At 60.3% G+C, this 12,827-nt stretch carries 8 protein-coding genes; 1 reads left to right on the top strand and 7 read right to left on the bottom strand.

The genetic code is table 11. From position 1 onward, the window contains the following. Positions 1-2: 2 nt before the first annotated feature. Both ACEN8Q_RS07490 and ACEN8Q_RS07495 read right to left on the bottom strand, forming a co-directional pair. A complete protein-coding gene (locus tag ACEN8Q_RS07490) occupies positions 3-2,291 on the bottom strand; it encodes an ATP-dependent DNA helicase (RefSeq protein WP_413704874.1) in 2,289 nt (762 codons plus the stop codon). Beyond that, positions 2,288-3,955: a VRR-NUC domain-containing protein gene (locus tag ACEN8Q_RS07495; RefSeq protein ID WP_413704875.1), complete on the bottom strand. Its 1,668-nt coding sequence runs from the start codon at positions 3,953-3,955 to the stop codon at positions 2,288-2,290. Before ACEN8Q_RS07495 ends, ACEN8Q_RS07490 begins: the two co-directional genes overlap by 4 nt. 196 nt (positions 3,956-4,151) lie before the next feature. Here ACEN8Q_RS07495 and ACEN8Q_RS07500 point away from each other — a divergent pair, with 196 nt between their 5' ends. Next, complete coding sequence (locus ACEN8Q_RS07500; protein ID WP_413422759.1) at positions 4,152-4,376, top strand: YgdI/YgdR family lipoprotein; 225 nt, start codon at positions 4,152-4,154, stop codon at positions 4,374-4,376. Between the two features lie 122 nt (positions 4,377-4,498). On the opposite strand, the gene ACEN8Q_RS07505 is transcribed toward ACEN8Q_RS07500, so the two are convergent. From ACEN8Q_RS07505 to ACEN8Q_RS07525, 5 genes are all read right to left on the bottom strand, one after another. After that, on the bottom strand, positions 4,499-6,352 hold the full coding sequence (locus ACEN8Q_RS07505; protein WP_413704876.1) for a polyurethanase: 1,854 nt from the start codon (positions 6,350-6,352) through the stop codon (positions 4,499-4,501). Between the two features lie 102 nt (positions 6,353-6,454). Then, positions 6,455-8,155 carry a polyurethanase gene (locus ACEN8Q_RS07510; RefSeq protein ID WP_413704877.1) on the bottom strand — a complete coding sequence of 567 codons (1,701 nt, stop codon included), beginning with the start codon at positions 8,153-8,155 and terminating at the stop codon, positions 6,455-6,457. Positions 8,156-8,288: 133 nt separating this feature from the next. Next, positions 8,289-9,656, bottom strand: a complete 1,368-nt coding sequence (locus tag ACEN8Q_RS07515; protein WP_413422765.1) for a TolC family outer membrane protein — start codon at positions 9,654-9,656, stop codon at positions 8,289-8,291. Positions 9,657-9,658: 2 nt separating this feature from the next. Further along, entirely contained in the window at positions 9,659-10,969 is a 1,311-nt protein-coding gene (locus ACEN8Q_RS07520; RefSeq protein ID WP_413705480.1) for an HlyD family type I secretion periplasmic adaptor subunit, read from the bottom strand. Positions 10,970-11,004: 35 nt separating this feature from the next. Then, a complete protein-coding gene (locus ACEN8Q_RS07525; RefSeq protein ID WP_413704878.1) occupies positions 11,005-12,780 on the bottom strand; it encodes a type I secretion system permease/ATPase in 1,776 nt (591 codons plus the stop codon). Between the last annotated feature and the right edge of the window lie 47 nt (positions 12,781-12,827).

A 12,827-nucleotide genomic window follows, 5' to 3' on the forward strand; every position in this document is an offset into this window, starting at 1 on the left:
CTTCATTGTTTCTCTGGAGTATGCGTCATACCGGGTTTTTGGAAAGCCCACCAACGCGGCAACAACTGCTTGACCTTGCTCTCGCCAAAACGGTCATCGATCAGCATCACCACCCCTTGGTCCTGTTGCGTACGGATGACCCGTCCAGCGGCCTGCACCACTTTCTGTACGCCGGGAAACAGATACGTATAGTCGTAGCCGGCGCCAAAAATGGCGGCCATGCGCTGCTTCAGTTGCTCGTTCACCGGATTGAGCTGTGCCAGCCCCAACGTGGCGATAAATGCGCCGATCAACCGGGCACCGGGCAAATCGATGCCTTCGCCAAAGGCCCCGCCCAGTACCGCAAAGCCGACACCCTGGCCGTCGGCGTGGAATTGATCGAGAAACTGCTGACGTTGCGCTTCGCCCATGCCCCGGGACTGCGACCACAGGCTGATGTGCGGATGTTTCTCGGTGAGTAACTGCGCCACTTGCTGCAAGTATTCGAAGCTGCTGAAAAACGCCAGGTAGTTGCCGGGACGCTTGCAGAACTGTCTGGCGATCAAATCCACAATCGGTTCGAGAGAGGACTGGCGATGTACGAACCGCGTGGAGATCTGGCTGACGATGTGCACTTGCAATTGATCGGCATGAAACGGCGACTCGACGTCGATACATACCGTGTCCGCCGGTGTTCCCAGTAAATCGGCGTAATAGTGCCGGGGGCTGAGGGTCGCGGAAAACAGCACCGTGCTGCGAGCGGCAGTCAGGCGCGGGCGGATGAACCCGGCGGGAACCACATTGCGCAGGCACAGCTGCGAGAGATTGCGCTTGCGTTCAAGGTCGCGCTTGCTGATGTCGAACAGGAAATTTTCGTCGAAAAGCTCGGCCACCCGGCAAAAATGCAGCATGTCGAAGTAAAAGCCCTGCAGTGTGCTGTCCAGTCCTTGCGGGTGATCGTTCAGGTAGTCACCAATGCTGGCGCTGCACGATGACAGTGCCTGAAGGAGCTTTTCCGGCGCCTTGTCATAAGCCTGGTAGGCGCCGGTTTGCGCGTTATGCAGGGCATTCCACTCGCGGTTGACTCGCTGCATCGACTTTTTCAGCAATTCGGGTGCGGTTTGGCGCACACCGTTGAAGGTCGCCTGATCAAGGCTCGCGCTGTACATCTGCCGGCCGCGTTCCACCAGGTTATGGGCTTCGTCGACCAGCACCGCGACTTTCCAGTTGTTGGCCTGGGCCAGACCGAACAGTAGCGCGCTGAAATCGAAGTAATAGTTGTAGTCGGCAACCACCACGTCGGCCCAGCGCGCCATTTCCTGGCTCAGGTAATACGGACAGACATCGTGTGCCAGGGCGACCTCGCGCAAGGCGCCCTGGTTCAACAGGCTCAGTTGACTGGCCGCCTGCCGTGCGGCGGGCAGGCGATCGTAGAAACCCCGGGCCAGTGGACAGGACTCGCCGTGGCAGGCCTTGTCCGGGTGTTCGCAGGCCTTGTCCCGGGCGATCATTTCCAGCACCCGCAACGGCGGCGCATCGGTGCTGGCCAGAATCACTTGCGCGGCGTCCAGGGCCAGTTTGCGTCCCGGGGTTTTCGCCGTGAGGAAGAACACTTTGTCCAGTTGCTGCGGCGCCAGCGCCTTGAGCATGGGAAACAGGGTGCCCAGGGTTTTACCGATTCCAGTGGGCGCCTGGGCCATCAGGCAGCGCCCCGTGCTGACAGCCTTGAACACCGACTCGGCCAGGTGGCGCTGCCCCGTCCGAAAACCGGCGTGGGGAAACGCAAGATGCTGCGCCGCTAGATTGCGCCCGTCACGATGGGCGACTTCCTGTTGCGCCCATTGGAGGAAGCGCGCGCAGTGCCGCTCGAAGAACTGTTGCAGCTGCGCGGCCTCGAAGGGCTCGACCAGGCAGGTTTCCTTTTCGCTGACGATGTCGAAATACACCAGCGCCAGGTTGATCCGGGGCAGATCCAGTTTCCGGCACATCAACCAGCCGTAGATTTTCGCCTGGGCCCAATGCAATTGACGGTGGTTGGCCGGTTGTTTGCTCAAGTCTCCGCGGTAGGTCTTGACCTCTTCCAGGCAGTTCTGCCCAGGGTCATAGCCATCGGCCCTGCCCTTGACCGTCAAGGTCTGATACTGGCCTTCAAGGGCGACTTCGCTTTGATAGCCCTCGCTGCGCCGTGATGCCACCGTACGGTGCCCGACGATGCCCTCCAGCGCGGTGGGCGACGGTGTGAAGCGCAGATCGAGGTCGCCGGTCTTGGCGGTGAACTCACACAACGCCCGTACCGCAATGCTGTAGCTCAAGCGCCCTGCTCCGCCCATTGCACGTAGCACACGGCAATCGGCATCTGGTGCTCATGGCAGAATTCCAGCCAGCGCAACTGGTTGTCCTGCAGGCGATCGCCCGGGCCTTTGACTTCAATCATGCGGTAGGTCTTTTGCTGCGGCCAGAACTGGATCAGGTCCGGCATGCCGGCGCGATTGGCCTTGATGTCCAGCAACAGGCGGTTGAACCAATGCTTGAGGTGCTCGGCCGGGAGGCAATCCAGTGCTTGCTCCAGCAGTTCTTCGTCGAGCACGCTCCAGAACACGAATGGGGACTGCACGCCCCACTTGGCGGCATACCGTTCGCGGATGGTCTGCCGATAGCGCCCGTCGTCGAGTTCGGCCAGACAAGCCTGAAACAGTTCGGCCCGGCGTCCATGGAAGTCTTCGCTGAGCAAATCCACCGGCCCGCGCTGGAACGGGTGAAAAAAGGCCCCCGGCAAAGGCGCGAAAATCGCGGGCCAACACAGCAGGCCAAACAGTGAATTGACCAGGCTGTTTTCGACGTAGTGCACTGGCGCCGACGCTTGCGCCAAATGCGCCTGGACGTGAAGTTCCACCGGTAGCGCCGGGTCTGTCCTCGGTAATTGCAGGTCCAGACGCTGCATTTGCCGAGGCGCTGCCCGCTTGATGGGCGGCCCGCCGAGCTTGCGCCGCAGGCGTGGCAACACGCGGAGCAACTGCTGGTGTTCCGCGGCACTTTCCGGAGCCTGTTCGGCCTGTGTGGCCAGGTCCATCGCCAACTCAAACTCGCCACTGCGTTCCAGCACGCGAATCAATCGCGAACGCGCGCCCGGATAGGCACATTCGCGGTAGAGGTTCAGGGCCATGGCGAAATCCACGATGCGCTCGCAATACTGCCCCATCTGGAACAGCAGCTTGCCACGCCGCCGTTGCAACCATGGATTGTCCAGCACCAGCCCCTTGATACGCTCGACCACCTCTTCCAGCGCTTCACCGGCCTCGAATTGTTGCTGGTACGCATGCAGGAGGACACAGGCGTCCACGTCTTCCCGGCTGCGCAAGCCACGGGATTCGGCACAGAATTCGACTTTTTCATAGGTATAAATGCCGAGATCGGCCAACACGAATTCCGACCAGTCCTGGTACAGGTTGCCGAAGAACATCAGGCGCAGGCGATCGCACAACTCCATGATGGTCAGGCTGAACAGGCGCTCATCCAGCCACGGGCACCAGGCGTTGAAGCTTTGCGCCTGGGGAAACTGCTCGCAGAGCGTCGGCAACCAATCGGCTTTCTTGCCTTTGGGTTGATCGATGACAGTGGCGAAGGTCTGGAGGATTTCTGCCTTGAGCAGCACCTCGAACAGTTCGTCGATGGCGATGGGCATTTGCCCGTCGACCCAACCCAGTTCGAGCAGCGGGCCGGCGGCTATGCCGATATCGCCGATTTCGTCGTAATGCAGCTTGCTCGCCCGGAAATGTACGCCTTTGCGCATCACCATTCTGACCAGCAGTGCCTGCGACTCACGGGGCAACCGCTTAAACTCATCAATAAAGCGCTGCTCTTCGACGCTCAACACATCGCTGGAGCGCTGCTCAAGCCAATCAAGCACTTGCATGAAGTTGTTCAAGTAGTAGAACGGATCGTCGAGGGGATTTGCAGTCACAGGGAAATGGGCCATGGCGAGCGAGTACTGGTTATGCGTACAGATACCAGTTCCGCCCTGCCCGGTGCAATCGGAAAAGGATAAATGGCGGCGCTGTACGGTATTTTTCAGGGCAGTAGAACTTTCTGCGCCCCGGCAGCACCAACCGCCAGAAAGATGCGGTGACAGCCTCGAACTGACGGCACTGCTTCAAAACGTACGGGAGGTGATCATGGACATCAAGACTTTGGGCTTGCCCCTGGCGGCAGCGGCCCTGCTGATGCTGGCCGGCTGCTCGACGCCAACGGTGGTGACCCTGCAGAACGGCACCCAGTATTTGACCAAGGACATGCCGAAAACCAAGACAAAGGATGGCTTCTTCGAGTTCGAAGATATTTCCGGGGCGAAAGTGAAAGTCAAGGCTGATGAAGTGGCCACGATCCGCAAGGAAGACTGAATTTCGCGTTATCGTTCATCGCGGGAAAGCCCGCTCCCACAAGGTATGCGCCAACCTTGCGGGAGCGGGACTGGTCCGGGCGGCGCTCCGACGAAGAGGCCCTTACCGGCGCCAACTCACCATCAGGCGATCACAATCCCCACACCCGACAAACTGTCCAGCCCGACCCCGACCAATGTCACTGAATCATTGCCAAACGTCAGCACGGTATCCTGCCCCACCACGCTGGCATGGGCCCGGAAGTCGTCGTCCGGCGTAACACCCTGTACCCCGAGAAACACCAGTTTGTCGTTCGCCTGATAACCCAGCACCCGGTCGTGGCCAAACGCGCCGCTGAACAGGAACGTATCGATCCCGCCCCCCGATTCCAGCAGGTCGTTGCCGGCCCCGCCGATCAACACGTCGTTGCCCTTGCCTGCGATCAAATGATCGTTGCCGTCGAGACCGAACAACCAATCGCCGAGCGCCTGCGCCTTGAGCGTATCGTTCCCCATGCCCCCCTTTATCGACGACTCGTACCGGGTCAGCTGGTTACCGTCCGCCAGCCCGTTGGCGGTGACGCTGTGGGTCACGTCATCCTTGACCAGCCCCCATAAAAAGCCCGGCTCCTTGCTCATGATGCTGCCGATGTCACGGGTGATACTGATGCCGCCATTGGCATCGCGGATGTACAGGTTGCCGGCGCCGTCGTTGGCAAAGTCGAAGTTTTTCACCGACTGCTGCAAGTCGAGCACGTTGTGCCCCTTGCCGCCCAAAAGGACGTTGTAGCCACCGGCATCGCGGAAGGTGTCGTTGCCGTCGCGGCCTTCCAGATAGTCGTTGCCCTTGCCGCCCTGGATCAGGTCGTTGCCGTCACTGCCGATAATGAAAGTGCTGCCTTTGTGGGTGTCGGCATTGCGGTTCAGGTCCTGGACCCAGGTGTGGGCCCGCGCCGGGTCCGAGAGGTTGGCAACAATAATGGTCGAGTCTTTGCTGGTGAGGTCGTAGAACCGCGATTCCAGCACCCGGGTCATGCCGTCGCCGTAACCGGTCGGCAAGTGGGAAATCCAGGTCGGGATGTTGAGGATGGAAAACGGCAGCAGATTCCATGCGGTCGACGCGTAGTGGTCATTGAAGCTGACAATGTTGTTGGTGGCCGAGGCTTGATTGGTATCGTGCACACCGACCGATGCCAGGTTGAACGCCGAACCGTCCAGCGCACGGAACACTGGATCGTTTTCATAGCCGATGTTCAGCACCTTGTCGCTGCTGCCTTGAGTTGGCGAGGCGTAGGCAATGTAGTTGGAGTCCTGGAAGAAGCCGCCCCATTTTTCGCGGCTCAAATCTGCCAGGCTATTGACTGCCAGCCCGCCGAGACTGTGACCGCTGACCAGCACGTCATTACCGGACAGCCCGTTGGCCCGGGCAAACGCCGCGACGTCGGCGAGCAGCTTCCCGAACGCTTCACCCACATAGTTTTTCGCGTAATCCTGTGGACCCAATGCCGCCAACAGGTCATTGATGACATCGCCGATGGAGTCACTGATCTGGTTTTCACGAGGGCCACTGGTGCCGCGAAAGGCGATGCCGATTTCCGTGAGGTGCCCTTGGGCGTCGTATTTACCGAGGATTTCCACCTGGGCGCTGGTATAGCCGGCTTTTTCGCCGAAGAAGGTTCCCCGTGCATCGACTTTGCCGTCATAACCCAACTGCGCGGCGGTGATGGGTGTCCAACCGGCTTTCTGTACCGCCTCCAGTGCAGCTTTTTCCGAATCTGGGTTCCAGGGGATACCGGGAATCACCCCTTGGGAGTCGGTGCCGCCAATCAGCGCGGTCACCAACGTTGCCGGCAGGCCCACGCCGAAACCGTTGTGCTGGTAACCGGTGGCAAAGCCGTTGTCGAGGTTGTGATAGGAGTACAGCGTGATTGCCATCGCGTCGGTGAACAACGCTTTGGCGTCTGCTGTACCAAGGTTCTTGTAGTCGTACACACCCATGGGTATTGCCTCTCTCTTTGTTGGAATTGTCAGAGATAGCTCACTGCCGGGACACCTCGATCGCGAGATGCCCGGAGCCTCCAGTGCTGTTACAAAAATCTGTCAGGCAAACACAAAGCCGGAAGTCGACAGGTTATCCAGCCCCACCCCGACCAGGGTCACGGAAAAGTCGCCAACCTTCAGCACCGTGTCTTGACCGGCCTGGGAGGCATGCTGTCGGTAGTCATAGCCCTGCCCCGCGCCTTCAACGCCCATGAACACCAGGGTGTCGCTGCCCTGGTAGCCATTGATCGCATCAAATCCGAAAGCGCCGCTGAACAGGAAGGTATTGCTGCCGTCCCCGGTGGAATGCATCACGTCGTTGCCGTTGCCGCCGACGAAGGTCACGTGGCCCTTGTCGCTGCGCAATACGTCATCGCCGCCGTTGCCGAACAGCCAGTCACCCTGGACGTCGGCTAACAGCGTATTGCCGAGGGCATCGCCGTTGAGCGAATGACTGTAGCGGGTCAGTTCGTTGCCGTTGAGCAGGCCGTTGCCGGTGACGGTCCAGGTGATGTCCCTGGTGCTCCACCATGATCCGGATTCCTGGCTCACCAGCGCGCCGATGTCCCGGGTCATGCTGATGCCGCCATAGGCGTCACGTACGAACAGCGTGCCATCGCCATCGTTGGCGAAGCTGAAGTTCTGCAGTGGCTTGAGCAGTTCGAACGTGTTGTTGCCCTTGCCGCCCAAAAGTATGTTGAAGCCGCCGTCGTCGCGGAAACGGTCGTTGCCGTCCCGGCCTTCGATGAAGTCATTGCCGGCGCCGCCCTTGAGCCAATCGGCGCTGTCGGTGCCGATGATAAACGTGCTGCCTGTGTGCGGCTCGCCACTGCGCCCGAGGTCCTCGACCCAGGTGGCGCCGCGAGTCGACACCGACAGGTTGGAGACGATCAGGGTCGAATCCTTCCCGGTCAGGTCATAGAAGGCAGAGTCGATCACCCGGTTCAGTCCGTCGGCGTAACCCAGCGATCCATGGGCCGACCAGTTCAGCGGGTTGAGAATGCTGAAGGGCACCAGGTTCTGCGCGGTGGAGGCGTACTGGTCATTGAAGTTGACGACGTTGTTGGTCGCTGAATCCTGATGACCATCGTGCTTGCCCAGTGAGCCACTGCTGAAGGTAGTGCCGTCGAGCACCCGAAACACCGGGTCGTTCTCGTAACCGATGTTGAGCACGTTGTTGCCGGTGGTGCTTTGGGTTGGCGAAGCGAAGGCGATGTAGTTGGCGTCCTTGAAGAAACCGCCCCAGTTATTACCACTCAACTCCGCCAGGCTGTTGACCCCCAACCCGCCAAGGCTATGCCCGCTGACCACAACGTCCCTGGCACTCAGGCCGTGGGCGATAGCGAATGCAGCGACGCTCTTGAGCAGGCTGTCGAAAGCGTTTTTCGCGTAGTTGCTCGCATAATCCACCGGGCCGACCGCGGCCAACAGGTTGTTTTTCATGTCGCCAAAGGTGTCGCCGTACCCCAGGCCACCGGTGCCACGGAAGGCGATGCCCAGGCCAATCAGGTTCCCGGCGCCGTCGTATTTACCGAGGATTTCGGCTTCGGCGCTGGTGAAGCCGTCCTTCTCGCCATAGAAGGTACCTTGGGCGCCAACCTTGCCCTGATAGCCCAGCGTCGTGGCGCTTATCGGCGCCCAACCGCCGGCTGGTAGTGGCTGGCCGGTGGGCGTGTACGCATAAAGCGTCAAGGCGATGGCATCGCTGTACAACGCCTTGCCGGCTTCGCTTCCGGCGTTTTTGTAATCAAACAGTCCCATGTCGTTACCTTTCCATTTATTTCCGGCTGTATTTCGCTTTTTGCAGGAGCTGCCGAAGGCTGCGATCTTTTTGCGTCAACGAAAACGCTGAAGATCAGAAGATCGCAGCCTGCGGCAGCTCCTACGGGGGCAATCATCGGGTTTGAAGGCCTTGTCCGAACGCCTCGTCGACCCTGGCCAGATCCTGTTCATTCAAGGTCCCGGCGTAGTAATGCAACTTGGTCCAGGCCATCAGATAGTCGTAGCGCGCCTGGGCCAGATCCCGGCGGGTGGTAAACAATTGTTGCTCGGCATTGAGCGCATCGAGGTTGACCCGCTCACCGCCCAGAATGCTTTGCCTGGTCGAGACCACCAGCGCTTCGGCGGAGGTCAGGGCTTTCTGATAGGCACGCAGCTTGCTCACCCCTGTCAGGCAGGCGCTGAACTGCCGTCGCAACTCGATCAGGGTTTCCCGGGTCTTGCCATCCAGTTCGTACTCGGCCTGCTCCATCGCACGGCTTGCCTGGCGGGTCGATGCAGAAACACCACCGCCGGCGTACAGCGGCACATTGATTTCGATGCCGATGGTGTTGGTGTCGTAGCGCTGGTTGTAGGTGTTGCCGCTTTCCGATTCATTCTGACGCACCGAGGCGTAGGCGCTGACCTTGGGCAGGTGCCCGGCCCGGTTGCGCTCGACCTCGTAGCGCGCCACTTCAAGCGCCTGGCGCTGGGAAGCCAGGTTGGGGTTATTGGCCACGGCCATCTCATGCCAGGTGTCGTAATTGGCCGGCTGCAGGGTGAAGGTCTGGAAGTTTTGATCCAGTGGTGCAAGGTCGGCAATGTCGATCGCCGGCACACCGATCAGCGCGCCAAGTTCGCGCAGAGATGCATCCTGTTCATTACGCGCTTCGATTTCTTCGGCGATAGCCAGTTCGTAGCGCGATTCGGCTTCGAGAATGTCGGTGCGAGTACCTTCGCCCTGGCGAAACATCTGCTCGTTCTGCTGGAACTGCTGCTCGAAAGCTTTCTTCTTGGCCAGGGCGATATCGATCTGGTCCTGGGCGAACAACGCCTTGGTGTAGTTTTCCAGCACCCGCACCAGCAATTGCTGGCTCTTGCCACGAAAATTTTCGTCGGCAAACAGCGATTGCGCGACGCCCTTGCGATAAGCCGCGTAGGCCTCGTAGTCGAGCAACGGTTGTTGCAAGGTCAGGCTGGAACCGTAACTGCTGTAGTTGCGGTCATCGCTCTGGTTTTGCCTGCGCTCGTCGAGGTAGGTGACCTTGGAGCTATTGCGGCCCTTGTTGTAGTTGTAACCCAGTCTTGGCAACAGCCCGGCGCGGCCGATGGCACGGTTCTCAAGGCCTGCATCACGTTCCTTGATGGCGCCGAGGAATACCGGATCATTGCGCAATGCCTGTTCATAGACCTCGAACGGTCCCATGGCCGCCACGGCCTGGTTGCCCGCGAACAACATCCACGCCGCCCCGAGCATCGAAAGCTTATTCATACTGCCGAACATCCTTATTCCTCGGTCAACGCGGAGCCTGCCCGGTCGAGCAGCGGTTTGAACAAATAATTGAGGAGCGAACGTTCACCGGTACGCACGAACATCTCCGCTGGCATGCCGGGCTTGATCACCAAGCCATTGAGTTTCTCCATGGCCTGGTCACTGACGCTGCTGCGCAGCACGTAGTACGGTGCGCCGCTTTTCTCATCGAGCAACTGGTCGGCGGAGACCAGGCTGACTTCGCCCGGTACACGCGGGGTGCGGCTCTGGTTGAAGGCGGTGAACAGGATATCCACCGGCAGGTGCGGACCGACCTTGTCGATCAGGTTGACCGGCAGGTGCCCTTCCACTTCCAGGCGCGTGTCCTGAGGTACGATCTCCAGCAGGTTGTCGCCCTGACGCACCACTGCGCCTACCGTGTGCACCCCCAGATTGACCGCAATGCCGTCAGCCGTGGCAATGATCTCGCTGTGCTGCAGATCGAACCCGGCGGAGTTCAACTGTTCTTCCAGCGTCACGCTTTTGAGCTGCGCTTCGGCCAGTTGGGTGCGTACTTCTTTCTGGTACTCCTCGATATGCTGTTGCAGCTTCAAGCGAGACTCGACAATACCCTGCTCCACCCGGCCGCTTTCGCCGAGATTTTCTGCCAACTGTTGTTGCACTTGCGACAGTTGCCGCTGGTACTCCATCAACCGATTGCGCGGGATGTAGCCGTTTTCCGCCAGTGGCGTCAGATTGCTTAGCTGTTGTTGCAGGGAATCGGCCTGAGCACTCAAGTCGGTACGGGCACGGCGCATGCCGGCCAGTTGCGCGCCGGCGCCTTCGATGCTGGCGCCCAACGCGGCCTGCTCGCGGGCGAAGGCATCGCGACGACTGCTGAACAACTGGCGCTGGCCTTCGAGCACCAACGCCAGACGCGGGTCGGGATCATTGCTTAGCTCGGCGGGGAAACTCACCTGCTTGAGGTTGTCCCGCTCGCTTTGCCAACGGGCAAGGCTGGCCCAGGCCATGCGGTACTGCGCTTGCAGCGATTGCACGTCCGCGGCGACCTGAGTCTGGTCGAGCCGGAACAGCGGCTGGCCCTGTTTTACCCGCTGGCCTTCGCTCACCAGTATCTGGCTGACCACGCCGTTGCTCATCGACTGCACGGCCTTGCGCTTGCCCGAGACCACCACTGTGCCCTGTACCGGTATGCCCTGGTCGAGGGGGGCCAGGCTGGCCCAGGTGAAGAAACTGCCAGCGCCGACAATCGCCAGTATCCAGCCCAGGCGAGCGAAGTAACGCGCGTCGCGTTCAGGCTGTCCAGCCAGGTGGTCGTGCTCCATCGTCGCTTCGTTTTGAGGGTTTACCTGGCTACGGCTCATACGCCCGAACTCCTTGTCGCGGGCTGAGACTGCCAGCTCATGCTGAGCCCGCCCGGCGCTTGCGCGGTTTTTTCATGTTGTGCTTGCTGAGCCCCCGAGAGTGCCTTGAGCACGTCCTGGCTCGAACCAAACGCCTGCAAGCGCCCGTCGTTGAGCACCAGCAACTTGTCGGCCTGGGCCAACGCGCAAGAACGATGGGTCACCAGGATCACACTGGTGCCCTGGGCCTTCATTTGCGCAATCGCGCTGGCCAACGCCGCTTCACCCACGGTGTCGAGGTTGGAGTTCGGCTCATCCAGCACCACCAGGCGCGGCTGGCCGTACAGCGCACGGGCCAGGGCCACCCGTTGTTTCTGCCCGCCGGAAAGGCCGCTGCCGTCTTCGCCGAGCGTGGTGTCGTACCCCTGCGGCAGGCGCAGGATCAGTTCATGCACCCCGGCCTGCTGTGCGGCGGCCACGACGCTATGTGGATCGGCCTCGCGGAAACGCGCGATGTTTTGCGCGATGCTGCCGCTGAACAACTCGATGTCCTGCGGCAGGTAACCGATGTAAGGCCCGAGGTCGTCGCGGTTCCAGCGATGGATGTCCGCACCGTCGAGCCGCACAGTACCGCCGAGCGTCGGCCAGACACCCACCAGTACCCGTGCCAGTGTCGATTTACCGGAACCGGAAGCACCGAGCACGCCCATTACCTCACCCGCAGCGAGGCTGAAACTGACCAGGTGCAGGGTCGCCGCCCGTTGCCCCGGAGGCGCCGCGCTGACCTGCTCAAAAGTGATCTGGCCCTTCGGCGCCGGCAGCGCCATGGCCTCGTCGCCCGACGGGAAGGCTTGCAGCAAGGCGTCGAGACGGCGGTAAGCCAGCTTGGCGCCGCTCCACTGCTTCCATACGGCGATCAACTGATCGATAGGACTCAACACACGGCCCATCAGGATCGAACCGGCAATCATCATTCCGGCGGTCATGTCACCCTTGATCACCAGCAACGCGCCAAGGCCCAGCACCAACGATTGCAGGCACAGGCGCAGGGTTTTGCTCAAGGAACTGATGACGGCGCCCGTGTCGCTGGCCTGGTTTTGCAGGCCGAGGAACCGTGAATGCACCTGGAACCAGCGATTGCGCAACGCCCCCAGCATACCCATGGCCTGAATGGTTTCGGCGTTATGCAAATGGCTGGTGGCCAATTGGCTGGATCGCTGGGAACACGCGGCGGCTTCACCCAGCGGTTTTTTGGTCATGGACTCATTAAGCCAGGCCAGCGCAATCAGTAACAAAGCCCCCGCCGTGGCAAAAACGCCGAGCCAGATGTTGAACAGATAAATCACCAACAGGTACACCGGGAACCACGGCGCATCGAAAAACGCGAACAACGCAGGGCCGGTGACGAACTGGCGAATATGTGTCAGATCCCCCAGCGCCTGTCCCGCATTGCCTTCGCCTTTGAACAGGTTGCGCTCGAACGCCGCCCGATAGACCCGCAGATTGAACCGTCGCTCCAACTGACTGCCGATACGGATAACGATGAAACTGCGGACAACTTCCAGCAAACCGATAAAGGCAAAGAACCCGACAATCATCAGCGACAACATGACCAGTGTTGTTTCATTCTGCGAAGACAGTACCCGGTCATAGACTTGCAGCATGTAGATAGAGGGCGCCAACATCAGAATATTGATCAGGGCGGTAAAACAACCGACGCTGATCAAGATGCTCTTATAGTCCCCCAGTGCCTTGATTAATGGTGCGGTGGCTGGGGCCTTCGCCATCTTCATTGGTTATTCCTGAGCTGATATTTATCGCCACGCGTGGGCGAGGTTCC

The organism is Pseudomonas sp. Pseusp16 (genome assembly GCF_047324915.1).
Taxonomy (GTDB): domain Bacteria; phylum Pseudomonadota; class Gammaproteobacteria; order Pseudomonadales; family Pseudomonadaceae; genus Aquipseudomonas; species Aquipseudomonas fluorescens_CD.